The organism is Streptomyces sp. NPDC050704, from assembly GCF_040654355.1.
Classification (GTDB): Bacteria; Actinomycetota; Actinomycetes; order Streptomycetales; family Streptomycetaceae; genus Streptomyces.
The window spans coordinates 13088-36280 of sequence record NZ_JBFAHW010000069.1 but is presented as its reverse complement, the minus strand read 5'-3'; the positions used below and the strand labels follow the sequence as shown (position 1 = coordinate 36280).

General features: G+C 69.2%; 22 protein-coding genes and 1 pseudogene. 12 read left to right on the top strand and 11 right to left on the bottom strand.

Going from position 1 to position 23193, the window contains the following annotated elements; genetic code table 11:
* Positions 1-92 precede the first annotated feature (92 nt).
* The 5 genes from AB0I18_RS33095 to AB0I18_RS33075 all read right to left on the bottom strand — a co-directional run bounded on the left by AB0I18_RS33095 (position 93) and on the right by AB0I18_RS33075 (position 6888).
* Positions 93-1475 (bottom strand): alpha-amylase family protein, encoded by a 1383-nt coding sequence (locus tag AB0I18_RS33095; RefSeq protein WP_363109336.1) that lies wholly within the window; start codon positions 1473-1475, stop codon positions 93-95.
* 161 nt (positions 1476-1636) lie between these two features.
* On the bottom strand, positions 1637-3319 hold the full coding sequence (locus AB0I18_RS33090) for a glycoside hydrolase family 13 protein (RefSeq protein WP_363109335.1): 1683 nt from the start codon (positions 3317-3319) through the stop codon (positions 1637-1639).
* Between the two features lie 160 nt (positions 3320-3479).
* Positions 3480-4397: an ABC transporter permease subunit gene (locus AB0I18_RS33085; protein ID WP_363109334.1), complete on the bottom strand. Its 918-nt coding sequence runs from the start codon at positions 4395-4397 to the stop codon at positions 3480-3482.
* Between the two features lie 15 nt (positions 4398-4412).
* On the bottom strand, positions 4413-5417 hold the full coding sequence (locus tag AB0I18_RS33080; RefSeq protein ID WP_363109333.1) for a sugar ABC transporter permease: 1005 nt from the start codon (positions 5415-5417) through the stop codon (positions 4413-4415).
* A 193-nt stretch (positions 5418-5610) separates the two neighbouring features.
* The gene (locus AB0I18_RS33075) at positions 5611-6888 is read right to left on the bottom strand and encodes an extracellular solute-binding protein (protein ID WP_363109332.1); all 1278 of its coding nucleotides are present in this window, start codon (positions 6886-6888) and stop codon (positions 5611-5613) included.
* Between the two features lie 434 nt (positions 6889-7322).
* Between AB0I18_RS33075 and AB0I18_RS33070 the strand changes: the two genes are divergently transcribed.
* Positions 7323-8357 (top strand): LacI family DNA-binding transcriptional regulator, encoded by a 1035-nt coding sequence (locus AB0I18_RS33070; protein WP_363109331.1) that lies wholly within the window; start codon positions 7323-7325, stop codon positions 8355-8357.
* Between the two features lie 98 nt (positions 8358-8455).
* On the top strand, positions 8456-9337 hold the full coding sequence (locus AB0I18_RS33065) for a phosphatase PAP2 family protein (RefSeq protein WP_363109330.1): 882 nt from the start codon (positions 8456-8458) through the stop codon (positions 9335-9337).
* Between the two features lie 352 nt (positions 9338-9689).
* Here AB0I18_RS33065 and AB0I18_RS33060 read toward each other — a convergent pair whose 3' ends face one another.
* Positions 9690-12695, bottom strand: coding sequence for a bifunctional [glutamine synthetase] adenylyltransferase/[glutamine synthetase]-adenylyl-L-tyrosine phosphorylase (locus tag AB0I18_RS33060; RefSeq protein ID WP_363109329.1), 3006 nt, complete (start codon positions 12693-12695; stop codon positions 9690-9692).
* Between the two features lie 94 nt (positions 12696-12789).
* Positions 12790-13371: a hypothetical protein gene (locus tag AB0I18_RS33055; RefSeq protein WP_363109328.1), complete on the bottom strand. Its 582-nt coding sequence runs from the start codon at positions 13369-13371 to the stop codon at positions 12790-12792.
* Here AB0I18_RS33055 and AB0I18_RS33050 point away from each other — a divergent pair.
* From AB0I18_RS33050 to AB0I18_RS33035, 4 genes are all read left to right on the top strand, one after another.
* Positions 13360-13629 (top strand): hypothetical protein, encoded by a 270-nt coding sequence (locus AB0I18_RS33050; RefSeq protein ID WP_363109327.1) that lies wholly within the window; start codon positions 13360-13362, stop codon positions 13627-13629. The genes AB0I18_RS33055 and AB0I18_RS33050 overlap by 12 nt on opposite strands.
* Before the next feature lie 266 nt (positions 13630-13895).
* The gene (locus AB0I18_RS33045) at positions 13896-14651 is read left to right on the top strand and encodes a helix-turn-helix transcriptional regulator (RefSeq protein WP_363109326.1); all 756 of its coding nucleotides are present in this window, start codon (positions 13896-13898) and stop codon (positions 14649-14651) included.
* A 150-nt stretch (positions 14652-14801) separates the two neighbouring features.
* Entirely contained in the window at positions 14802-15305 is a 504-nt protein-coding gene (locus tag AB0I18_RS33040) for a pyridoxamine 5'-phosphate oxidase family protein (protein ID WP_363109325.1), read from the top strand.
* A gap of 35 nt (positions 15306-15340) precedes the next feature.
* A complete protein-coding gene (locus AB0I18_RS33035; protein ID WP_363109324.1) occupies positions 15341-15781 on the top strand; it encodes a VOC family protein in 441 nt (146 codons plus the stop codon).
* A 36-nt stretch (positions 15782-15817) separates the two neighbouring features.
* Here AB0I18_RS33035 and AB0I18_RS33030 read toward each other — a convergent pair whose 3' ends face one another.
* Positions 15818-16066 (bottom strand): nuclear transport factor 2 family protein, encoded by a 249-nt coding sequence (locus AB0I18_RS33030; protein WP_363109323.1) that lies wholly within the window; start codon positions 16064-16066, stop codon positions 15818-15820.
* A gap of 10 nt (positions 16067-16076) precedes the next feature.
* On the opposite strand from AB0I18_RS33030, the gene AB0I18_RS33025 reads away from it, so the two are divergent.
* On the top strand, positions 16077-16313 hold the full coding sequence (locus tag AB0I18_RS33025) for a hypothetical protein (RefSeq protein ID WP_363109322.1): 237 nt from the start codon (positions 16077-16079) through the stop codon (positions 16311-16313).
* A 287-nt stretch (positions 16314-16600) separates the two neighbouring features.
* On the opposite strand, the gene AB0I18_RS33020 is transcribed toward AB0I18_RS33025, so the two are convergent.
* A complete protein-coding gene (locus AB0I18_RS33020; protein WP_363109321.1) occupies positions 16601-16981 on the bottom strand; it encodes a hypothetical protein in 381 nt (126 codons plus the stop codon).
* Positions 16982-17059: 78 nt separating this feature from the next.
* Between AB0I18_RS33020 and AB0I18_RS33015 the strand changes: the two are divergent.
* A pseudogene (locus AB0I18_RS33015) lies at positions 17060-17208 on the top strand (IS5/IS1182 family transposase); the annotation flags it as partial.
* Positions 17209-17432: 224 nt separating this feature from the next.
* The gene (locus AB0I18_RS33010; RefSeq protein WP_363109320.1) at positions 17433-18080 is read left to right on the top strand and encodes a hypothetical protein; all 648 of its coding nucleotides are present in this window, start codon (positions 17433-17435) and stop codon (positions 18078-18080) included.
* A 131-nt stretch (positions 18081-18211) separates the two neighbouring features.
* Here the strand turns inward: AB0I18_RS33010 and AB0I18_RS33005 are convergent, their stop codons facing one another.
* Complete coding sequence (locus tag AB0I18_RS33005; protein ID WP_363109319.1) at positions 18212-19573, bottom strand: glutamine synthetase family protein; 1362 nt, start codon at positions 19571-19573, stop codon at positions 18212-18214.
* A gap of 299 nt (positions 19574-19872) precedes the next feature.
* Here AB0I18_RS33005 and AB0I18_RS33000 point away from each other — a divergent pair, with 299 nt between their 5' ends.
* Entirely contained in the window at positions 19873-21126 is a 1254-nt protein-coding gene (locus AB0I18_RS33000) for a globin domain-containing protein (protein WP_363109318.1), read from the top strand.
* Between the two features lie 28 nt (positions 21127-21154).
* Here the strand turns inward: AB0I18_RS33000 and AB0I18_RS32995 are convergent, their stop codons facing one another.
* Entirely contained in the window at positions 21155-21586 is a 432-nt protein-coding gene (locus AB0I18_RS32995; protein ID WP_363109317.1) for an Rrf2 family transcriptional regulator, read from the bottom strand.
* Between the two features lie 205 nt (positions 21587-21791).
* Between AB0I18_RS32995 and AB0I18_RS32990 the strand changes: the two genes are divergently transcribed.
* Positions 21792-22457, top strand: a complete 666-nt coding sequence (locus tag AB0I18_RS32990) for a DUF3105 domain-containing protein (protein ID WP_363109316.1) — start codon at positions 21792-21794, stop codon at positions 22455-22457.
* A 17-nt stretch (positions 22458-22474) separates the two neighbouring features.
* Positions 22475-23098, top strand: coding sequence for a DUF305 domain-containing protein (locus AB0I18_RS32985; RefSeq protein WP_363109349.1), 624 nt, complete (start codon positions 22475-22477; stop codon positions 23096-23098).
* Positions 23099-23193: the final 95 nt, after the last annotated feature.

Genomic DNA, 23193 nt, shown 5'->3' with positions numbered 1-23193 from the left:
AGATGCGGTAAGAATTTTCAGCGGCGGGGAGAATTGAAGGCCCGGTCACCCTCGGAGTGGTGGGCCGGGCCTCCTGATGCCCGTACCCGCGCTCAGCAGCTGGACTTGCCCGAGTGGATCGCCAGCGCCGTGTTCGAACCGAGAGTCGCCGTGAACTGGCCCGAGCCGTTCACCGTGACGGTCGTGTTGCTCTGGACATCGCAGTACGTGCCCGAGGCCAGCGAGGTCTGGTAGGTCCGGGTCAGCGAGCCCGACTCGTGGTTGATGGCCACGAAGCCCTTGCTGCCGCGGCCGAACGCGATGGCGTCGGCGCCGTTGTCCCACCAGTCGGTGACGGACTCGCCCCGGGTGGTGTTGCGGAAGGCGACCATCGACCGGATCTCCGGCCAGGCGTGCTGGCACTTCCAGCCGTCCTGCCAACAGGCGTTCACGGTCCCGCCGTTGGGCGGTCCGGCGTCCGTGGCGGAGAACTCGTAGCCGGAGTTGATGTCGGGTGCGCCGTACGGGTACGCCAGCATGAAGACGTTTGCGAGCGTGTAGGTGGCGTTGTCCTTGTAGCTGAGCGTGGAGCCGTTGCGCTCGGTGTCGTGGTTGTCGACGAAGACGCCCGAGACACCGCTGTTCAGGTACCCCCAGCCCTCGCCGTAGTTCTTCAGGTAGGCGAGGTTCTCGTTGTTGAAGACGCGCTTGAGGTCGTACGCGTACCGGAACTCCTGCACGTCTCCGTTGCCGGTGTACTCACTGGGCCGCACGGCCTCGCCGGAGCCGAAGATGGCCTCCTGCTTCCAGTACACGGACGAACTGCTCAGCCGGGCCTTGATGTTGGCGAGGTCGGCGGCCGGTATGTGCTTGGCCGCGTCGATGCGGAAGCCGTCGACACCGAGGGACAGCAGGTCGTTCATGTACCCGGCGATGGTCGCCCGGACGTACTCCTCACCGGTGTCCAGATCGGCGAGCTGGACGAGCTCGCAGTTCTGCACGTTGGCGCGGTTGGTGTAGTCGCTGATGGTGGCGGTGCAGTCGTCGAAGTCGTACGAGGAGTACAGGCCGGGGTAGGTGTACTTCGTGTAGGCCGATCCCCCGGTGCCGGTGCCCGAGCCGGCCGACATGTGGTTGATGACCGTGTCGGCGACGACCTTCACACCTGCCGCGTGGCAGGTGCTGACCATGTTCTGGAAGGCGGTCCGGTCGCCGAGCCGGCCGGCGATCTTGTAGCTGACGGGCTGGTACGAGGTCCACCACTGCGAGCCCTGTATGTGCTCGGCGGGCGGCGAGACCTGGACGTATCCGTATCCGGCCGGGCCCAGGCGGTTGGTGCACTCCTTGGCGACCGAGGCGAAGCTCCACTCGAACAGGACGGCGGTGACGTCCTTGGTGCCGGGCGGCGCGGCCTGTGCGGTGCCGGTGGGGGCGACGACCGCGGCCGCGGCGCCGGCCACGAGGGCGAACGCTCCGGCGAGGGATCTGCTGGCCATGTGGGTTCCTTCTCCATTGAAGGTTCTTGCAGAAAGACTTGCAAGAATGTGCGGTGCCGCAGATCGTAGAGGCCTGCCTCCCGAAGCGGAAGGCAGGCCTCTGAAAATTCCGGAAACTCCTTGCGGAGCCCGTCAGTTGCCGGGACCGGGCCGCGAGGGCGTCAGTCGGTGGTCCACCACACCGTGGTGTCCGCGGGCAGCTTCGCCTCGCCGTCGTCCGTCACGGTCACCTCGCCGCTGGTGAGCAGCACCCGCCCGTACGCCGGTACGGTCGCCGTCTCGCCCCCGGTGTTCGTGGTGCAGGCGAACGCCCCGCGCCGGAAGGCCAGTACGCCCTCGGGCGCCTTCAGCCACTCGACGGAGTCGCCCGCGCCCAGGTCGGGCTGCTCACGCCGGACGGCGAGCGCCGATCGGTACAGCTCAAGCGTGGAGCCCGCGACCCCGGTCTGCGCCTCGATGCTCAACTCGCCCCAGCCGTCCGGCTGGGGCAGCCAGCTGCCGCCACCGCCGAAGCCGTACGACGAGCCGTCCCGCGTCCACGGGATCGGCACCCGGCACCCGTCGCGGAACCCGTCCTGCCCCGCACCGCGGAAGTAGGCGGGGTCCTGGCGCACCTCGTCCGGCAGGTCGACGACGTCGGGCAGGCCCAGCTCCTCGCCCTGGTACAGGTAGGCGGACCCGGGCAGCGCGAGCATCAGGAGCGTGGCCGCACGCGCCCGGCGCAGACCCAGCTCGCGATCTCCCGCGATACGGATCTGGGTGCCGAGCCCGGCCGGGTTGGCGAACCGTGTCGCGTGTCGGGTCACGTCGTGGTTGGACAGCACCCAGGTGGCGGGGGCGCCGACGGGACGCATCGCGTCGAGGGTGCGGTCGACGCAGGAGCGCAGCTCCTCGGCGTCCCAATAGGCGCTCAGGTACTGGAAGTTGAAGGCCTGGTGCAACTCGTCGGGCCGGACGTAGTGGGCGGTCCGCTCGATCGTCGGCGTCCACGCCTCGGCCACGAAGATGCGCTGGCCCGCGTATTCGTCGAGGACGATCCGCCAGGCCCGGTAGATCTCGTGCACGCCCTCCTGGTCGAAGAACGGCATGACATCGTTGCCCAGCAGCTTCACCTGCTCGTGGGATCCCAGGTCGGGCAGCCCCGCCGCCTTCACCAGCCCGTGCGCCACGTCGATACGGAACCCGTCGACGCCCATGTCGAGCCAGAACCGCAGGATCGAGCGGAACTCGTCCCCGACGGCCGGGTGGTCCCAGTTGAAGTCGGGCTGCTCGGGCGCGAAGAGGTGCAGGTACCACTCGCCCGGCCTGCCATCCGGCTCGGTGACGCGGGTCCAGGCGGGCCCGCCGAAGATGGACTCCCAGTCGTTGGGCGGGAGTTCACCGTCGGCGCCCTTCCCCGGACGGAAGTGGTAGCGGTCCCGCAGCGGTGAGCCGGGGCCTTCCCGCAGCGCCCGCTTGAACCACTCGTGCTGGTCGGAGGAGTGGTTGGGCACGAGGTCGACGATGATCCGCAGGCTCAGCTCGTGGGCGTCGCGGATCAGCGCGTCGGCGTCCAGCAGATTGCCGAACATCGGGTCCACGGCCCGGTAGTCGGCCACGTCGTAGCCGGCGTCGGCCTGCGGCGAGGCGTAGAAGGGGCTGAGCCACACGGCGTCCACGCCGAGGTCGCGCAGATACGGAAGCCGGGAACGTACGCCCTCCAGGTCGCCCATGCCGTCGCCGTTGCTGTCGGCGAAGCTGCGCGGATAGACCTGGTAGATCACCGCGTCGCGCCACCAGTCGCGGTGGGCGGCGACGGTGGCGAGAGCGGAGGTCGGTGCCTGGTCGGCGGAGTGCTGGCTCATAACATCCTTGAGACGTAACAGAGTTCGGTCTGGATTCATTGTGGCGCGGGCCTCTTCATACATGGGACAACCGACGAGGCGACCGCGCCCCGTAAGGGGCGCGGGGAACTGCGCGACCAGCCACGACGAGGCCGCCGGACGACCGACAGCCTCTCGCGGCTCATCCCTTCGTGCCGCCCGCGGTCAGCCCGGTCACCAAGTTTTTCTGGACAAGGTAGAAGAACGCGGAGACCGGAATGGCCACCAACACCGCGGTGGCAGCCATCAGGTTGCGCTGCGCGTCATGCTCGCTGACGAAGGTCTGCAGGGCGACGGCGAACGTGTACTTGGTGTCGGACAGCATGAACGTCGAGGCGAAGGCCACCTCGCCGAACGCCGTGATGAAGCTGTAGAAGGCGGCCACCGCGAGGCCCGGCTTGGCGAGCGGCAGGATCAGCCGCGCGAACGTTCCGAAGGGCGACAGGCCGTCGACGCGCCCCGCCTCGTCGATCTCGAAGGGGATGGTGTCGAAGTAGCCCTTGAGCAGCCAGGCGCAGTACGGCACGGCGGTCGAGCAGTAGACGAGGATCAGGCCCAAGTAGCTGTCGATGAGCTGGAGTTCGGAGAGGATCTCGTACATCGGCACCATCAGGACGGCGACCGGGAACATCTGGGTGACCAGCAGCACCCACATGAACTTCCGGTAGCCGGGGAAGCGCATCCGGGAGACCGCGTAGCCGGTGGTGGCGGCGATCAGCACGCCTATGACGGTCGTGCCCAGCGACACGATGAGCGTGCTCTGCAGCCAGGCGAAGAAGTTCGTGTCCTGGAGCACGAACGAGTAGTTGTCGAGCGTCATCTTGCCGAGGATGCCCCCGGGGTGCAGGTAGTCGTCCTTGTCCGGGCCGAGGGACAGGTAGAGGAGCCAGGCGATCGGGAAGACCGCGACGAGGCTCGCGACGATCAGGATGCCGTGCGAGGTGAGCGAGCCGGCGAGGCCGCGCTCGCCGCGCGCCCGCACCTTGGGCCGCCGGGGAGTGGCCGCCTCGGCCGACGGGCGCTGCACGGCAACGGACGGTGGACTGTCGAGGGTGCTCATGGGGGGGCTCCTGCCTCAGATCGCGAGCTGCTGCTCGTTGCGGGCCAGCCAGCGGCGGTAGACGGAGGTGAAGACGATCAGGATGGAGAGCAGCAGGACGCCGTACGCGGCGGACTGCGCGTAGTCGCGCGGCTGCTGTCCGAATCCCAGGTAGTAGGCCCAGGTGACGAGGATCTGCGCGTCCGGCGCGGTGTCGCCGAAGAGCAGGAAGATGATGGCGAACTGGTTGAAGGTCCAGATCACACCGAGCAGGACGACGGTGGAGCTGACCGGCCTGAGCCCCGGCAGCGTGACGTGCCGGAACCGCTGCCAGGCGGTGGCCCCGTCCATCTCGGCGGCCTCGTACAGAGCGCCGTCGATGGACTGCAGCCCGCCGAGCAGCGAGACCATCATGAACGGCACACCGCACCAGGTGTTGACCATGATCGCGGCCGTGCGCTGCCAGAAGGTGTCCTCCAGCCACAGCGGCGACGGCAGGTGCACCGCGTCGAGCATGGAGTTGATGACGCCGCCGTCGGCGAGCATGAAGCGCCAGCCGAAGACGGTGACGAAGGTCGGCACGGCCCACGGCAGCACCAGGACGAGCCGGTAGAACGTACGGCCGCGCAGCTTCTGGTTGAGCAGCAGCGCGAGGCCGAGGCCGATGGCGTAGTGGAGCAGCACGCACAGAGCCGTCCACACGATCGTCCAGATGAAGTGCGACCAGAAGCGGTCGTACGCGGTCGGGCCCCACAGGATGTCGGCGTAGTTGTCCAGGCCGATGAACTTGTAGGTGGCGTCGATGTGGTTGACGCCGATCGTGCGGGCCGAGTTGAGGCTGGTGGCGTCGGTGAACGTCAGGTAGATGCCCCGCACCAGCGGATAGAGCACCAGTACGCCGAGTACGACGATCACCGGGGCGATCATCGCGTACGCGTACCAGTACTTCTGGTACGCGTGCTTCAGGCGCTGGAGCCGACCGGGGCGCGGGGCCCGGTCACCGCGGCGCTTGCCGGTCGCGCGGTCGATGACGACTGTCATGGTTCGACACCTTCTGGAAAATCAGGGCTTGGGCGCACGGTCCGGGGGCCTCACGGGCAGGCAGGCGGGGCGGGACCGGGCTGGACGTGACTGGGCTTGGCGCGTACAGCCGGTGGCCGCCGGATCCGTCCCCCTCGGTCGGATCCGGCGGCCACGCGGGCCACTTGTCATGGAAGGAAAGGAAGTTGGCCGCTCACTTGCCGAAGTCCGGGACCAGCTTGGCGATCGCGGTCTCCGCGTTGCTCAGGCCCTTGTCCAGGGACTCGTCGCCACCGGCGACCTTGTTCAGCTCGGTGTCGAGCGGGCCCCACAGCGAGCTGTACTCGGGCAGTGCCGGGCGCGGCTGGGCGGAGGCGAGCACGCTCTGGTAGCCCGCGATGCCCGGGTCGGCCTTGACCTCGGCCGTGTAGGCGTCCTCGCGGGTGGGGAGCGTGGAGTTCTTGAGCGCGATCGTCTCCTGCGACTTCTGCGAGGTCATGAACTTCAGGAACTTGAGCGAGGCCTCCTGGTGGGCCTTGTCCGAGCCCGCGTACACCGAGAGGTTGTGGCCGCCGGTCGGGGCACCCGCCTTGCCGCTCGATCCGGCCGGGACGGTGGCGATGCCGAGGTTGGCCTTGTCCTTGAAGGCCGAGCCCTTGTAGAAGTTCGTGATCTCCCAGGGACCCTGGATGATCGAGGCGACCTTGCCGCTGACGAACGCCTCCTGGATGTGGGCGTACGCGTCGACGGTGGTGTCGGCCTTGTGCAGGCCCTTGCCGTCGAAGAGGCCCTGCCAGGTCTCGTAGCCCTTGACCGCGGCGGGCGACCTGACGGTGATCTTCTCGGCGTCGGCGTCGACCGTGTCGGTGCCCTCGCCGTAGAGGAAGGACTGCGCGTAGTAGGCCTGGGCGGAACCCCAGTAGCCGTCGACGCCCGTCTTCTTCTCGATCGTGGCGGCGGCGGTCTTCAGGTCGTCCCAGGTCCTGGGCGCCTCGCTGATGCCGGCCTTCTCGAAGAGCGCCTTGTTGTAGACCAGCGCGAGGGTGTCGGTGACCAGCGGCACTCCGTACGTCTTGCCGTCGTACTTGGCCTGCTCGATCAGGCTGGGCTGGAACTCGGCCTGGTCCGCGAGTGCCTCGGTGCCGTCGAGCGGCAGGAAGAAGCCCTTCTTCGCGAACGCGGGCGTCCAGCCGACCTCGGAACGCAGGATGTCCGGGGCGCCCTTGGATCCTGCGGCGGTGTCGAACTTGTTCTGCGCCTGGTCGAAGGGCACGTTGACGTACTTGACCCTGATGTCCGGGTTGGCCTTCTCGAAGTCCTCGGCGAGAGCCTTGTACGTCGGTGCCTCGTTGGTGGCGTTGGACGTGTCCCACCAGGTGATGGTGGTCGGGCCGTCCGCCTCGCCACCGCCACTGTCGCTGTCGCCGCCGCAGGCCGTCGCCGCGAGAGCGAGGGACGCCACCAGTGCGGTGGCCGCTATGCCACGCCGCATGAGTTCTCCTTGAGGGTGAAAGCCCGTGTGGTTGAGGGAACGGCCCCGTCCGCCGTCCCTGCCGACTTGCCGACCGCGCCGTTGCCGCCGCCGGGCGACGTGAACGTAACAGCGTTGTAAGCGGCGCGAAAGGTCTTGCAGCAAAAAAGTGCAAGACCGACCGACAGTTACCCGCTCGTGACCGCTTCTCGACCGTCCCGAGGCCTGCCTCAGGGCACTTCACCGGCCAATAAGCCCCTGTGCAAGACTCTGCAAGCTCTTGCCATACCGGTTCGCCACGGGGATCATCACCCCGCAAGCGCCTTGCAGGAACCGCCCAGTCAGAATCACGAGGGAGCGCGATGACGCAGCAGCCCGGAGCGCGCCGTTCGAGTGCCCGCGCACGGCGTCCGTTCGGTGGGCAAGGCGAGACCCGGCCGGTACAGTCCAACCCTGTGACCACACGGCTTGCCGACATCGCAGCCCAGGCGGGGGTGAGCGAAGCGACCGTCAGCCGCGTCCTGAACGGGAAGCCGGGCGTCGCCGCCACCACCCGCCAGTCCGTTCTCGCCGCACTCGACGTGCTGGGATACGAGCGGCCCGTACGGCTGCGGCAGCGCAGCGAGGGGCTCGTCGGGCTGATAACCCCGGAGCTGGAGAACCCGATATTCCCGGCCCTGGCCCAGGTCATCGGCCAGGCTCTGACCCGGCAGGGCTACACACCGGTCCTCGCGACCCAGACCCCGGGCGGCTCCACCGAGGACGAGCTCACCGAGATGCTGGTCGACCGGGGCGTGGCCGGCATCATCTTCGTCTCCGGACTGCACGCGGACACCTCCGCCGACATGCAGCGCTACGAGCAGCTGCGCGGCCAGGGCGTCCCCTTCGTCCTCGTGGACGGTTTCTCCCCGAAGGTGCAGGCCCCCTTCATCTCCCCCGACGACCGGGCGGCCATGGCCCTCGCGGTCACCCACCTCGTCTCGCTCGGCCACACCGGCATCGGGCTCGCCCTGGGCCCCAAGCGCTTCGTGCCGGTCCAGCGCAAGATCGAGGGCTTCGTCCGCACGATGCAGGATCTACTGGGCCTGGCCACGGCGGACATCGAGGAGCGCCTGATCCAGCACTCCCTCTACACGCTGGAGGGCGGCCAGGCGGCCACCACCGCCCTCATCGACCGCGACTGCACGGCCATCGTCTGCGCGAGCGACATGATGGCGCTGGGCGCCATACGGGCAGCCCGCCAGCGCGGTCTCAGGGTCCCCCAGGACATCTCCGTCGTCGGCTTCGACGACTCCCCGCTCATCGCCTTCACGGACCCGCCCCTCACCACGGTCCGCAAACCGGTCCCGGCCATGGGCCAGGCCGCGGTGCGCACGTTGCTGGAGGAGATCGGCGGGACACCGGCACCCCACAGCGAATTCGTGTTCATGCCGGAGCTGGTGGTGCGCGGTTCGACCGCTTCGGCCCCTGGGGACCGAAATCGTACGTAAGCAGTAGGCCCTCACCTACTCCAGGTGTAGAACGTGCGGCCAGAACCCACCCGAGGGATGATCGGTGGTGAAAGGCTCATCTGGCAGACTCTGTCCCTATGGGTGAGAGCACCGTGACGACACTGGAAGGCCGGCAGCCGGCCACTCCACAGCCCGTCGCGGACGAGGCGAACGACCGCGCGGGACAACGTCTCCTGCGCCGGTTGCGTATGCCCCGCCGCCCCCGGCTCTGGTTCGAGATCCTGCTGATCGCGGTGAGTTACTGGACGTACTCACTGATCCGCAACGCCGTCCCGGAGCAGCGGACGGAAGCGCTGCACAACGCCGACTGGATCTGGAAGGTGGAGCACAGCCTCGGCATCGCCGTGGAGGACTCCGTCAACCACGCCGTGAACTCGGTGACTTGGCTGATCGTCGGCATGAACTACTACTACGCGACGCTGCACTTCATCATCACACTGGGCGTCCTGGTCTGGCTCTTCCGCAGCCACCCCGGCCGCTACGCGGCGACCCGCATGGTCCTCTTCGCGACCACAGGCGTGGCCCTGCTCGGTTACTACCTGTATCCACTGGCCCCGCCCCGCCTGATGACCAACACCGACTTCATCGACACGGTCGTGGTCCACCAGACCTGGGGCTCGATGGCCTCCGGCGACCTGAAGAACATGTCGAACCAGTACGCCGCGATGCCCAGCATGCACATCGGCTGGTCCCTCTGGTGCGGCCTCACGATCTTCGCCCTGGCCTCGGCCCCCTGGGCCCGCATCCTCGGCCTCCTCTACCCCACGGCCACCCTGATCGTGATCGTCGCCACGGCCAACCACTTCTGGCTGGACGCGGTGGGCGGCATGCTCTGCCTGGCCTTCGGCTTCACAGTGGCCCGCTTCTGGTACGGCTCCCTGCCGTACGCCCTGCCGCAGCTGGTACCGACGGTCCCGGCAAAACCCCGAGGCGGCCCACTCCTACCGACCAAGGCCTGAGCCTGCCCTCGGGGGCGATGACCCACGCGTACGCACGGGCGTAGCACGAACGAATGCCACCCCAGGCCTCGCACCCGCGAGACGCCCGGAGGGGACGCGGCGGGGTGTCCGCCCGCAGCGGCTGGCGCGTCCGCCCCGGCCACCCTCCCATCCCACTCAATCGCGCCAGTTCGAGGACGGATACCCCGCCGCGTCCCCGCCCCGAACTCCAAGCAGGCGCACAACCACCGGCCTGCGGAATCTCCACCGGCCCAACCCCCCACCCACCCAGGGGCGCGGGGAACCGCGCGACCAGCCCCCACCGAACCCGCAGTCAAACAGCCGCCCCACCGCCGGAGGCACCGGCCTGGGACTACCGCTCAGCCACCCCATAGAACAACTCGTCCACCACACCCCGAGCCCGCCGAGTAGTACGCCGATAGTCATCGAGCATGTCCCCCACATGCCCCGGCCCATACCCCAAGTACCGCCCCACCGCCGCAAGTTCCCGCCCGTCGGACGGAAACGTATCCCCGGCCCGCCCCCGCACGAGCATCACCGCGTTCCGCACCCGCGTAGCCAGCACCCACGCCTCGTCCAGAACCGCGGCATCCTCACCGGAGATCAACTCAGCGGCACAGGCAGCCGCAAGCGCCTCCCGCGTACGAGTGGTACGCAACCCCGGCTCCACCCACCCATGCCGCAGCTGAAGCAGCTGAACAGTCCACTCCACATCGGACAGCCCGCCCCGCCCCAGCTTGGTGTGCAACGTCGAGTCCGCCCCGCGAGGCATCCGCTCCGACTCCATACGGGCCTTCAGCCGCCGGATCTCCCGTACGGCATCGTCACCGAGCCCCTCCGCCGGATACCGCAACGGATCGATCAGCTCAATAAAACGGAGCCCCAAGTCCGCGTCCCCCGCGACGACTTCGGCCCGCAGCAGCGCCTGCGACTCCCACACCAGCGACCACCGCCGGTAGTAGGCCTCGTACGAGTTCAACGTCCGCACCATCGGCCCGGACTTCCCCTCCGGCCGGAGATCCGCATCGATCAGCAACGGCGGATCCGCACTCGAAACCTGAAGCAACCGCCGCATCTCGGAGACGACGGTGTGCGCGGCCCGGGAAGCCTCCTGCTCGTCCACCCCTTCCCGGGGCTCGTGCACGAACAGCACATCGGCATCGGACCCGTAGCCCAGCTCGTGCCCGCCGAACCGCCCCATGCCGATCACCGCGAACCGGGTGGGCAGGGTCTCCCCCCACCCGTCCCGCACCACGGCCCGCAAGGCCCCGGCCAGGGTCGCCGCGGTCAGATCCGACACCGCGCCGCCGACCAGATCCACCAGCGCACCCTGATCGGCGGAGGCCGGCGACTCCTCGGTGCCGTACGAGTTGATGATGTCGATGGCGGCCGTACGGAACAGCTCCCGGCGCCGCACCCCGCGCGCGGCGGTCACCGCGGCCTGTCCCCCGGCGGCCCGTCCCACGGCCGCGAGGATCTCCTGCTCCAGGTGGGCCCGGTCACGCGGTTCGAGACCGCCCGCCTTCCCGTCCCCGAGCAGCGCCACCGCCTCGGGCGCCCGCATCAGCAGGTCGGGGGCGAGCCGCCCGGCGGACAGCACCCGGGCGAGGTTCTCGGCGGCGGCTCCCTCGTCCCGCAACAACCGCAGATACCAAGGGGTCTTGCCCAGCGCGTCGGACACCTTGCGGAAGTTGAGCAGCCCCGCGTCGGGATCGGCGGAGTCCGCGAACCACCCCAACAGCACGGGCAGCAGGGTCCGTTGGATGGCGGCCTTCCGCGAAACCCCGGAGGCCAGCGCCTCCAGATGCCGCAGCGCGGCGGCAGGATCCGCATACCCGAGAGCGACCAACCGCTCCCGCGCCGCACCGGCACTCAACCGGCTCTCGACGGGCGCGAGTTGGGCGACGGCATCGAGCAGCGGCCGGTAGAAGAGCTTCTCGTGCAGCCGCCGCACGACGGCCGCATGCCGCTTCCACTCCCGGTTCAGCTCCGCGACCGGATCCGTACGCAGCCCCAACGACCGCCCGATGCGCCGCAGATCGGCCTCGTCCTGGGGAACGAGATGCGTACGCCGCAGCCGGAAGAGCTGGATGCGGTGCTCCATGGACCGCAGGAACCGGTAGGCGTCATCGAGCTGCACAGCGTCGGCACGCCCCACGTACCCACCCGCGGCCAGCGCCTTCAGGGCGTCCAGAGTGGTCCCGCTCCGCAACGACGTGTCGCCCCGCCCGTGCACCAACTGCAGCAGCTGAACAGCGAATTCGACGTCCCGCAGACCCCCTGGCCCGAGTTTCAGCTCCCGCTCGATCTCGGCGACGGGAATGTTCTCGACGACTCTCCGCCGCATCTTCTGAACGTCGCCGACGAAGTTCTCCCGCTCGGCGACCTGCCAGACGAGCGGCGCGAGCGTGGCGACGTACGTGTCCCCCAGCTCGATGTCCCCGGCGACGGGCCGCGCCTTCAACAGGGCCTGGAACTCCCAGGTCTTGGCCCACCGCTGGTAGTACGCGAGATGGCTGGCCAGCGTCCGCACCAGCGGACCGTTACGCCCCTCGGGCCGCAGATTGGCGTCGACGGGCCAGATCGACCCCTCCACGGTGGTCTCGGAGCAGATCCGCATCAGGTGGGAGGCCAGCCGGGTAGCGGCCCGCACGGCCTTCCCTTCATCGGCCCCCTCGACGGCCTCCCCGACGAAGATGACATCGACGTCGGACACGTAATTGAGCTCGTGGCCCCCGCACTTGCCCATCGCGATGACGGCGAGCCGGCACATCGCGGCGTCCTCGGGCGCGGCGGTCCGGGCGATGGCGAGCGCGGCCCGCAGCGTGGCGGTCGCCAGATCGGCGAGCTCGGCCGCGGTCTGCGCGAGATCGGTGGTCCCGCACACGTCACGCGCGGCGATGGACAGCAGGCATCGCCGGTAGGACACCCGCAGCGACACCGGGTCGGCGGCGTCGGCGAGCCCGCGCTCGAACTCCGCGATGCCCGGGTGCAGGTCCTGCGGCTCGTACATCACGAGGGCGTGCCAGTCGAGCGGATGCCGGGCGAGGTGGTCGCCGAGGGCGGCGGAGGCGCCGAGCACCCCGAGCAGCCGGTCCCGCAGCGGCTTGGCCGCGATCAGCGTGTCGAGCAGCTCCCGCTGGCCGGCGCGACTGGCCTGCGCCTCGACGAGCCGTACGAGCCCGAGCAGCGCCAGATCCGGATCGGCGGTCGCCCCGAGCGCGTCGAGCAGCACCGGGTCGGTCCTTATCGGCGCCAGCTCGGCGCTCTCCAGCAGTCGCTCGGCGGCCGACGGATCGGTGAAACCGTGCCGCAGAAGCCGCGTGAAGGTACTGCTCCTGCGCCCCGGCGCCGTCATCCTCGGCCTCCCGTCCTCCCGTGGGATCAAGGTCGTACGGCCTTGAGCGTAACCGGAGTGGCTGGGGGAAGCGCCCGGGCGCGGGAGAGCGGATTCAGCGGGCCACCAGCACCGTGGCCGGGCGGGACAGGTCCACCAGCACGGTGCTGCCCGTCGTACGGCCGGGCAGTTCGGCTCCCCCGTCGGGCGGCAGGGCAGCCAGGGCGTTCGGCCGGCCGGCGATCGGGACCAGGACGCGCTCCACCGTGCCGGGGCGCGCGCTGCCCGGCAGCGACGCGTACTGGACGTCGAGGCACTGTTTCCCCAGCCGCGCCAGCACGCCCGCGAGGGGCGCGCCCCGCTCGATCGCCGGGAGCTCCACGTGCCGGTCGGCCCACTCGTCCACGTCCCCGCATCCCCTGCCGCCCGGCGGCGGTGTGGGCTGCCCGTGCCGACCCCCGTGCGGCGCGGACAGCGTGAGCCGGACGGTGTCCCCGGCGGCGGTGTTCGTGGTGTCGATCCGGATCGTGTCGCGGCGGAGCCACCGCAGTGGGTGTCCGTCGAGGTCGGCCCGCACCCAGTTCGCGGTGTCGACCAGGAACCCGGTCTCGATCGCCGCCTCCTCGGGCAGCGGCAGCCGGGGTGCCCGTCCCCGCGAGGTCCGCTCCGCTCCCAGGTCCGACCAGTGCCGGAGCACGACCAGCAGCTTGCCGTCGGGCCGCTCGAAGGGGTGGGCCCGGCCCGCGGACGCCGGGTGGGCGCCCGCCGGTGTGACGGCGGTCCGGGAGCCCCGGCGACCTGGATGCCACCGCGGGCACCGAGTTCGAACCGCACGGTCGAGAACTCGGCGTCGGCCGCCTCCACGGCGGTGATGGTGGGCGCGCTGTCGCACCCGGTGGCGAGCAGCCCGGCGACCAGGGCCGTGGCGCCGCCGACGAGAGCCGCGGGCCGGTAGGAATGCTGACGCGTGTGCGTGGGATGCCTGCGCTTGATGTGCTTGATGTGCTTGCGCTTGGTGTGCCTGTCCTCGGTATGCCTGTCCCTGATGTGCACGGGGTGCCTCTGTCTCTTCTGACGCCCGGCCATCGGTGTGGCCGTCTGTGTCGAGACTGCGCCCGCCAACGGCCGTAGCCCATTCGTCATTTGGCGAATCCCCGGCCCGCTACGGCATCGCGAAGGCGTACATTCAGGACACGCACCGACCGGCCCCGGGAGGCCGTCATGACAGCGACCGGTACGACGGCCGAGACCCATCTGCGCCGTATGGCGGACATCCTCGACGAGGCCCGGCACGACCCCTCGGACGCGGTGCCCCCGGAGTCCCTGCTGCTCGGGATGCAGCGTCTGGTGCCCTGCGACTGCGCCTGCTTCTCGGAGCTGGACGTGCCCACCCGGATCCACGTCAACGAGCAGGAGACGCCGTACGACAACTGGGGCAACATGGGCTGGGACGGCTCGTTGGACGGCTTCTGGCGCTGGCGTCACCAGCATCTGCAGTGCCTGTGGGTCGCGGGTCCGCACAGCGGCCCCGAAGCGGCTCAGCTGACGGACTTCCTGTCGCTGCGCGAGCTGACGAGCCTGCCGATCTACACCGAGGTCCTCCGGCCTTTCAAGTCCATCGCGGCCGTAGCCCTGCCCACCGCGCCCAACCGCACGCGTGTCTTCCAGTTCCTCCGCGAGGACCCGAAGCCGTTCAGCGACCACGAGATGACCACGCTGCGGCTGATGGCACCCCACCTGTACACGCTCTACCGCGAGGCCGCCCTCAGGCGCCGGCCCCCGGTGCGGCTGACCGCGCGCGAACTGGACGTCCTGCGCTGCGTGGCCCGCGGCCTCACCACCCCGCAGATCGCCGAGCAGCTCGTCGTGTCCCGCAGCACCGTACGCAAACACCTGGAGAACGCCTTCGGCCGGCTGAACGTGTCGAGCCGGACCGCCGCGGTGGCCCGGGTGTTCCCCGAGGCGGAAGAAGCGTGAAGGAGAGCCCCCGAGCCCGTCCGAGGCCGCGACGGACGGTACGACGTCGCGACGGACGGTACGAAGCCGCGACCGATGAGTTCCGCCGCCGAGCGGGGTCTGCCCTCGTGGGGAATCATCCAGTCGTCCGCCAGCTCCCGGAGGAAGCCGATGGAACCGCAGACCGAGCTAGACGCCCGCTACAGCGACGAGACCGCCACCGCACGCCCCTGGTCCGAGGCCGAGGCGCTGCTGTCCGAGGCCGAGCTGTTCTGGGTCTCGACCGTACGGCCCGACGGGCGGCCGCACGTCACACCGCTGCCCGCGGTGTGGGCGGACGGCGCCCTGCACTTCTGCACCGGACCCGAGGAGCGCAAGGCGCGCAACCTCGCGCTCAACCCGCACGTCGTACTGACCACCGGCACCAACACCTGGAACAAGGGATACGACCTGGTGGTGGAGGGCGAGGCGGTCCGGGTGACCGACGACGCACGGCTGCGCGGGCTGGCCGCCGCGTGGGAGCGCAAGTACGGCAGTTTCTGGCACTTCGAGGTGCGTGACGGCTTCTTCCACCACGGGGCAGGAAATGCCCTGGTCTTCTCGGTGGCGCCCGGGACCGTTTTCGGCTTCGGTAAGGGGGAGCCGTTCAGCCAGACGCGCTGGCGGTTCAACTGACGCTCCCGTCGGGACGACACGGAGGACAGACAGAAATGGAATACACGCTCGAAGTGATCCCACTTCCGGTCAGCGACATCGACCGGGCCCGGGACTTCTACCGGGACAAGGTCGGCTTCCATGTCGACATCGACCAGGAGGTCATGCCGGGCATGCGCATAGTCCAGCTGACGCCGCCGGGCTCCGGCTGTTCCGTCGCCCTCGGCGACACCCTCTGGGACACGATGGACGGACCGAAGCCGGCACCGGGCTCGTACCAGGGCCTCCAGCTGTGCGTCGCCGACATCAAGGCGGCCCACGCCGAGCTGGTCGACCGCGGCTTGGAGGTGTCCGAGCCCCAGCAGTACACGCCCGACGACGGAGCCACGTTCATGTACTTCAAGGACCCGGACGGCAACGGCTGGGCGATCCAGGAGTACCGCCAGCGCGCCACCAACCCCCTGCACAAGCTACTGACGGACCTGTCACAGCAGTAACCGGCCCACTCGACCTACTCATCCACCTCCACCTACTCATCCACTGACGCCGAGGGGCGGCTGCCCGGCGGTCCAGATCACACGCACCGACACCCGGCTGATCCGCCACCCGTCGGCCGTGCGACTCAGGTCCGCCTCGTAGCGGCCGCCCACGGTGAACAGCGGCGCGGCGCCCTCACCGAGCGCCCGCAGCGTGGATTCGTGGTGCACGTGCGTCATGAGGGCGTTCCAGGTGGCGGAGGCCCGCCCCGAGCCGATGTGATCGTCGACGTCGACGATCAACATCGGACGCGATGTGCTGCGTACGCTCATACCGCAGCAACGCCTCCTCGGTGAGCCGCTCGACATCGGCGCCCTCCGCGCTCCCCACCGGCGTCTCGGTCCGCACGTCGTCGGTGACGTATTCACGCGCCCACCCGTCCCCGAACTTCCGCTCGTCCAGCGCCCCGGCTTTGGCCTCCTCGGCGTACCAGGCGTGCTTCAACTCAGGGAGCCGACCCAGGATCTCGACCTGCCGTGCACGCCCGCCTGAACGGTCACAGGTTGTCCAGAGCTTTCATCACCGCCGACAGGACACGGTTCCTACGACGATGGCGCTTGCTGCAGAAACTCCGCCTCCGCCACCGGCTCCTCGGCTGCCGCACCGGAACCTCGCACCACTTGCACGGCCGCGTTCGGATCGCTGGATCCCCACCCACGAGCCTGGAGCGGGCGCGCGCGATTGCCGAACGGATCGTTGATTTCCATGTCATAGCGGTCTAAGGAACGTCCCGTAACTGTTGAATCGTCCCTGGTGGGGGCAGCTCGGTGATCCCGTGGTCAGCAGAAGTCAAGCCGGATGTCCTTGTCCACGCAGTACTTCATGACGTCGATCAGCTGGCAGGTGTCATCGATGCGTCGTTGGAGAATGGGATCGTCGGCCGCGTGTGACCGCTCGTCGAGTATTGCTTCTAGCCGGGGCAGCATGGCCGCGCATTGAGCGGGGGCCAGGTCGCCGTCGTCATCTGGATGGTCGAGTAGCGGTGCCAGCGTGGTGGTGACGCTGCTCCACGGACGGTTTCCCCCGAAGCCGACCATCTCGGGGAGGGCGAATCCCTCGGTTTGGGCCAGCCACTCCCTGAACAGGTTGAACCCGTAGTGCGACCACGCGATATCCGGGCTCGTCACTTCGTCGTCCGCAGGGCAGAGCATGAGCCCCATCCGGCCGGTCCTCCTTGCTTGCTTGGCACCCATGATCAGCTGCGGGGAGGAATATCGGCAACTGAAATGATCTGCCGCATGGCTGGTGTGATCAGGCGTCGGAACCGTCCTGGACAGCGCCGTTCGCCGGGCTGAACCCGCGCTGCTTCCACAAGTTGGTGACCGCCCTGTGCCGCGAGGGAGCAGACGCCGTCCGACGCGGCCAGCCTTGGAGCCTGCCGCTGGAGGTCGCGCATACGCCTCGCGGGTGCATCAAGTCTCATAGGGTGCTTCGGAGCACCAGCCAAGTTGAGCCATGCGCCTTGCCTGCACAAGTGCGGCTTCGCCAAGTTGCTGAACAGTGATGACGCCGGGACCCGGCGTAACTGTCCAGGTTCTGTCCGGTGTTCGACCGGCCTGCACTCCGTGTCTGATGCGGAGGCGGGCCGCATGGACACCATAGGTTGGCGGGATGAGCGGTCAACTGGATGCAGAAGGCCGGGCGGCACAGGTCGAGGCGGCGTGGGGCCGCGTCGTGGCCTGGCTGAAGCAGCACGCGCCCACCTCGTACGCCTCACTGCTGCCCCCCGCGCCGGAGACAGGGATAGCGAACGCGGACGCGGCGCTGAGGCAGCACCTCGGGTTCGCCCTGCCGTCGGAGCTGGCCGCGCTGTGGCGGCTGTGCGGCGGTGTGGAGCACCAGTACATCGAGGCCAACGGGGAGGCGGGCGAGGTCGGCTCGGGGGCGTTCCTGCCTGGCGGGATTCTGCTCGGCCCGGCGGATGCGCTCAGGCCGCGGCTGCCCGAGACCGGCCGCAGCGACAGGTGGGGCGCCGCGGTGGTTCCGTGGCTGACCGGCGACGAAACAGGCCCCGAGTCCGGGCACTACGTGGGCGCGGACGGCGTCGGCTACTGGTCGCTGCCGGACAACCTGGCCTGCGACAAGCCCGGCTATCCCTCGATCGCCGCCTATCTCGAAGCTGTGCACCGCACGCTCACCGAAGGGCCGGCCGATGCCATGGGCCCAGATGTGCCCGGTCTGGTGTGGGGCTGCCTGGTCTGGGATGACCCCGACAGTCCGCTCCTGGACGATGCGCTGGAGCACCTCAGTCGCGTCTGAAGACGTCGCGCCCGGTGCTGAAACCTGGCTGGAAGCAGACTTCCGGCCGGTGAAACGCCGTAGGGCCAACGGTTCGCAACCGTCGGCCCTACCTACGTGCCGTTCCAGCGGGACAGCCCACCTGACCCGCCCTACAACACCGGCAGATTCTTCCGCAGCTCAAAAGCCGTAACCTCGCTGCGGTACTCCTCCCACTCCTGCCGCTTGTTGCGGAGGAAGAAGTCGAAGACATGCTCGCCGAGCGTCTCGGCGACCAGTTCGCTGCGCTCCATGAGCGTGAGGGCCTCGCCCAGGTTCTGGGGGAGGGGCTCGATGCCCATCGCGCGGCGTTCGGCGTCGGAGAGGGCCCAGACGTCGTCGTCGGCGCCCGGCGGGAGCTCGTAGCCCTCCTCGATGCCCTTGAGGCCGGCGGCGAGGAGCATGGCGTACGCCAGGTACGGGTTCGCGCCCGAGTCGATGGAGCGGACCTCCACCCGGGCCGAGCCGGTCTTGCCGGGCTTGTACATCGGGACGCGGACCAGGGCCGAGCGGTTGTTGTGGCCCCAGCAGATGTACGAGGGAGCCTCGCCACCGGCGCCCGCGGTGCGCTCGGAGCCGCCCCAGATGCGCTTGTAGGAGTTGACCCACTGGTTGGTGACGGCCGCGATCTCGGCGGCGTGCTTCAGCAGGCCCGCGATGAAGGAGCGGCCGACCTTGGAGAGCTGGTACTCGGAGCCCGACTCGTAGAAGGCGTTGCGGTCGCCCTCGAAGAGGGACAGGTGCGTGTGCATGCCGCTGCCCGGGTGCTCGGAGAACGGCTTCGGCATGAAGGTCGCCTGGACGCCCTGCTCCAGCGCCACCTGCTTCATGACCAGGCGGAACGTCATGATGTTGTCCGCCGTGGAGAGCGCGTCCGCGTAGCGCAGGTCGATCTCCTGCTGGCCCGGCGCGCCCTCGTGGTGCGAGAACTCGACCGAGATGCCCATCGACTCCAGCATGGTGATCGCCTGGCGGCGGAAGTCCATGCCGACGTTCTGCGGGGTGTGGTCGAAGTAGCCGGAGTTGTCGGCCGGGGTCGGGCGCGTGCCGTCGACCGGCTTGTCCTTCAGCAGGAAGAACTCGATCTCCGGGTGGGTGTAGAACGTGAACCCGAGGTCGGAGGTCTTGGCGAGGGCACGCTTCAGTACGTACCGCGGGTCCGCGAAGGACGGCGAACCGTCCGGCATGAGGATGTCGCAGAACATACGGGCCGTGCCAGGGGCCTCCGCGCGCCAGGGGAGGACCTGGAAGGTCGACGGGTCCGGCTTGGCGATCATGTCGGACTCGTACACGCGGGCGAAGCCCTCAATGGCCGATCCGTCGAAGCCGATGCCTTCGTCGAACGCCTGCTCCAGCTCGGCCGGGGCCACGGCCACGGACTTGAGGAAGCCCAGCACGTCCGTGAACCACAGGCGTACGAACCGGATGTCGCGCTCCTCCAACGTACGGAGCACGAACTCCTGCTGCTTGTCCATCTTCCGCTTCCACCCAATCCTTGCTGGTCAGGCCGCCTGCTCCCGTCCCACGGGAGGCGGTCGGGCACCTGAGCATCCCACCACAACAGCATTTCATGCGCATTGCGGGCCTCGGTCGGTCGACCGACCTCGGTCTGAACGCCTCACGTACGGCAGGTGTACCGCTCTGACGCCCATCTTGCCTGCTGAGCGCCGCACATGTAATGGCCGACCACCGGTCTCTCTGCTCACTCCGCTTAATTTGCATCTTAGATGCAAGTTTTACTACCGTGCGGCACATCCGAGCCCGAGGAGTTCCGATGCTGTCCGAGCAGTCCGCCGCCACCGTCCGCGCCACCCTCCCCGCCGTCGGCGCGGCCATCGGGGAGATCAGCGAACGCTTCTACGAGGGGCTGTTCGAGGCCCACCCGGAGCTGCTGCGCGACCTCTTCAACCGCGGCAACCAGGCCGCCGGCACCCAGCGCCAGGCCCTGGCCGGCTCCATCGCCGCCTTCGCCACCCATCTCGTACGGCACCCGGACGAACGGCCCGACGTGATGCTGAACCGCATCGCGCACAAGCACGCCTCCCTGGGCATCGCCCCGGAGCAGTACGAGACCGTCCACGAGCACCTCTTCGCGGCGATCGCCGACGTGCTCGGCGAGGCGGTCACCCCCGAGGTCGCGGCCGCCTGGGACGAGGTCTACTGGCTGATGGCGAACGCCCTCGTCGCCATCGAGAAGCGGCTGTACGCGGCGAGCGAGAGCGGCCGCGGAGGCTGGCGCCCCTGGGAGGTCGTCGAGCGCGTCGAGGAGACCGCGGACGTGGCCACCTTCCGGCTGCGCCCCGCCGACGGTTCCCCCGCGCCGGACTTCAAGCCCGGCCAGTACGTCTCCGTACGCGTCGAGCTGCCCGACGGGGCCCGGCAGATACGCCAGTACAGCCTCGTCGGCGCGCCCGGCTCGGACCTGCGGCGGATCGGCGTGAAGCGGGTGCGCGGTGACGGCGACGGCGACGGCGACGGTAGTGCGACACCTGACGGCGAGGTCTCCAACCACCTCCACGCGCGCGTGGAGGTCGGCAGCCGGCTGGAGCTGTCGGCCCCGTACGGCGATCTCGTCCTCGACAGCGGCGCCGGGGGCGGTGACGGTGTCGGCGGGGGCCTTACGGGCACTCCCGTGCTCCTCGCCTCCGCCGGTATCGGCGTGACCCCGATGATCGCCATGCTGGAGCAGCTCGCGATCACCGGACACCGCGCCCCGGTCACCGTCGTGCACGCCGACCGCTCCCCCGCCGAGCACGCCCTGCGCGCCGAGCACGAGGCGTACACCGAGAAGCTTCCGGACGCGGCGGCCCACTTCTGGTACGAGCGGCCGGAACCGGGCCACCCGGCCGACCGCACCGGCCTGGTCGACCTCTCCGGAGTGGCGATCGCGTCGGGCACGCGCGCGTACCTGTGCGGCCCGCTGCCCTTCATGCGGGCGGTCCGCGGACAGCTGATCGAGAAGGGCGTGGCGCCCGCCGACATCCACTACGAGGTGTTCGGCCCCGACCTCTGGCTGGCCCACGGCTGACGCCCGGAGGCCTCACGGTCAGTACCTGTCAGGGCTTGGAAATGCCCAGCAGCAGCGGCCCGGTGGGCGCGGCGACCATGTCCGCCACGGTCAGCGGGTCCAGGGAGGCGTAGAAGGCCTCCTGGGCCCGGCGCAGCGCGCCGCGCAGCCGGCAGCCGGAGTTCAGGGGGCAGGGTGTGGAGCCCTCGCAGTCGACGACGTCACCGTCTCCCTCGAAGGTCCGCACGACGGCGCCGACCGAGGCCGTACGGCCCTTCTCGGTGAACGTGAGCCCGCCGCCCCGGCCGCGCCGGGCCGCCAGGAGGCCGAGGTGCTGGAGTTCGGCGACGACCTTCGCGGCGTGCGTGTACGGCACCTCCATACCGGCCGCCACCTCGCGCGTCGTGGGGGTCGTCCCGCCCGCGACGGAGAGCCGCATCAGGACGCGGAGGGCCAGGTCGGTGGATCGCAACAGCCGCATACCAGCAGCGTAAATAATGCGCATCCACGGTTCAAATTATCGTCGCGGGACCTGAGCATGCCGTTGGAGGCCCCGGCGCGAGCCGTCGGAAGCCCCGAGCATCCCCGACCATTCGGCCATTCCTGTGGCCTCCCTGCCGGTACCCCCTCCTCCCCCACTACGATCAGTTGTCCCGACTGCCCCTTTCCCCCAGAAGGACCACCCCATGGGTTCCGCCAAGAAGACAGACACCAAGTCGCGCAAGGCGCGCATAGAGGAGATGCGGCGCGCCGAGCAGTCCCGCGAGCGCCGCGGCCGGATCCTCACGATCACCGCCAGCGTGGTCGTCGTCGCCGGGCTCGTCGCCGGCGGTGCGTACCTGATCAACTCGCAGTCCGACAAGGACAGCGCGTCGAGCGACTCGAAGTCGACCTCGGGGAAGTTCGTCACGGGCAAGGACGGCGTGAAGACGTGGAGCGGAAAGCTCTCGCAGACCCACGTCTCCAAGGACGTGAAGTACCCGATGGAGCCCCCGGTCGGCGGTGACCACAACCAGGTGTGGATGAACTGCAACGGCGACGTCTACACCGAGGCGATCAAGAACGTGAACGCCGTGCACTCGCTGGAGCACGGCGCGGTCTGGGTGACGTACAACAGCAAGGCGTCGGACGCGGACGTGAAGGCGCTCGCGGAGAAGGTCAAGAAGACCCCGTACTCGCTGATGAGCCCGGTCGAGGACCAGCAGGACCCGATCATGCTCAGCGCCTGGGGCAAGCAGCGCACGGTGACGGGCGCGAGCGACCCGAACGTCGACAAGTTCTTCTCGGAGTTCGTGCAGGGCAAGCAGACGCCCGAGCCGGGCGCCGCCTGCACCAACGGGCTCTCCAAGTGACGTCCGCGGTGCGGCGGATGAAGGTCACCGGCTGGATCACCGGGGCGGCCGCGACCGTACTGGTGGCGGCCGGGGCGATCACGTACGCGGTCGCCGACGGCGACGGCTCCGGTCTGAAGGCCCCGTCGGCGGACTCCGCGGACGCGGGCTTCGCACGTGACATGGCGGTGCACCACCAGCAGGCCGTCGAGATGTCGTACATCGTGCGCGACCGCACCAAGGACGAGGCGGTACGCCGCCTCGCGTACGACATCGCGCAGACGCAGGCCAACCAGCGCGGCATGATGCTCGGCTGGCTGGACCTGTGGGAGCTGCCGAAGGTGTCGGCCGAGGAACCCATGGCCTGGATGGGCATGGGCGACATGGCGTCCGGCGAGGACGGCGCGCTGATGCCGGGGATGGCGACGAACGCCGAGATGAAGTCGCTGGGCGAGGCGAGCGGCAAGGCCGCCGAGATCCGCTACCTCCAGCTGATGTACACGCATCACGTGGGCGGCGTGCACATGGCCGGGGGGTGCGTGCGGAAGTGCGAGGTCGGCGTGGAGAAGCGGCTCGCGCAGGGCATGGTCCGGGCCCAGGAGTCGGAGATGAAGCTGATCACCGACCTGCTCAAGGAGCGCGGCGCGAAGCCTCCGCAGTGAGGCGGCCGCCCGGCCTTATGTCGGGCATGGCATCCCAAACTCCTTGCACATGCCGTTCCTTGGGGGCTTCTTGGCCCAGCTATGCCCCCGCCATT

Coding starts and splice junctions, on each gene's coding strand:
- AB0I18_RS33080 (WP_363109333.1), bottom strand. CDS start 5,417: ATGACAGTCGTCATCGACCGCGCGACCGGCAAGCGCCGCGGTGACCGG.
- AB0I18_RS32985 (WP_363109349.1), top strand. CDS start 22,475: ATGAAGGTCACCGGCTGGATCACCGGGGCGGCCGCGACCGTACTGGTG.
- AB0I18_RS33060 (WP_363109329.1), bottom strand. CDS start 12,695: ATGACGGCGCCGGGGCGCAGGAGCAGTACCTTCACGCGGCTTCTGCGG.
- AB0I18_RS33030 (WP_363109323.1), bottom strand. CDS start 16,066: ATGTTGATCGTCGACGTCGACGATCACATCGGCTCGGGGCGGGCCTCC.
- AB0I18_RS33075 (WP_363109332.1), bottom strand. CDS start 6,888: ATGCGGCGTGGCATAGCGGCCACCGCACTGGTGGCGTCCCTCGCTCTC.
- AB0I18_RS33020 (WP_363109321.1), bottom strand. CDS start 16,981: ATGGGGCTCATGCTCTGCCCTGCGGACGACGAAGTGACGAGCCCGGAT.
- AB0I18_RS33085 (WP_363109334.1), bottom strand. CDS start 4,397: ATGAGCACCCTCGACAGTCCACCGTCCGTTGCCGTGCAGCGCCCGTCG.
- AB0I18_RS32990 (WP_363109316.1), top strand. CDS start 21,792: ATGGGTTCCGCCAAGAAGACAGACACCAAGTCGCGCAAGGCGCGCATA.
- AB0I18_RS33045 (WP_363109326.1), top strand. CDS start 13,896: ATGACAGCGACCGGTACGACGGCCGAGACCCATCTGCGCCGTATGGCG.
- AB0I18_RS33040 (WP_363109325.1), top strand. CDS start 14,802: ATGGAACCGCAGACCGAGCTAGACGCCCGCTACAGCGACGAGACCGCC.
- AB0I18_RS32995 (WP_363109317.1), bottom strand. CDS start 21,586: ATGCGGCTGTTGCGATCCACCGACCTGGCCCTCCGCGTCCTGATGCGG.
- AB0I18_RS33010 (WP_363109320.1), top strand. CDS start 17,433: ATGAGCGGTCAACTGGATGCAGAAGGCCGGGCGGCACAGGTCGAGGCG.
- AB0I18_RS33095 (WP_363109336.1), bottom strand. CDS start 1,475: ATGGCCAGCAGATCCCTCGCCGGAGCGTTCGCCCTCGTGGCCGGCGCC.
- AB0I18_RS33005 (WP_363109319.1), bottom strand. CDS start 19,573: ATGGACAAGCAGCAGGAGTTCGTGCTCCGTACGTTGGAGGAGCGCGAC.
- AB0I18_RS33090 (WP_363109335.1), bottom strand. CDS start 3,319: ATGAGCCAGCACTCCGCCGACCAGGCACCGACCTCCGCTCTCGCCACC.
- AB0I18_RS33035 (WP_363109324.1), top strand. CDS start 15,341: ATGGAATACACGCTCGAAGTGATCCCACTTCCGGTCAGCGACATCGAC.
- AB0I18_RS33065 (WP_363109330.1), top strand. CDS start 8,456: ATGGGTGAGAGCACCGTGACGACACTGGAAGGCCGGCAGCCGGCCACT.
- AB0I18_RS33000 (WP_363109318.1), top strand. CDS start 19,873: ATGCTGTCCGAGCAGTCCGCCGCCACCGTCCGCGCCACCCTCCCCGCC.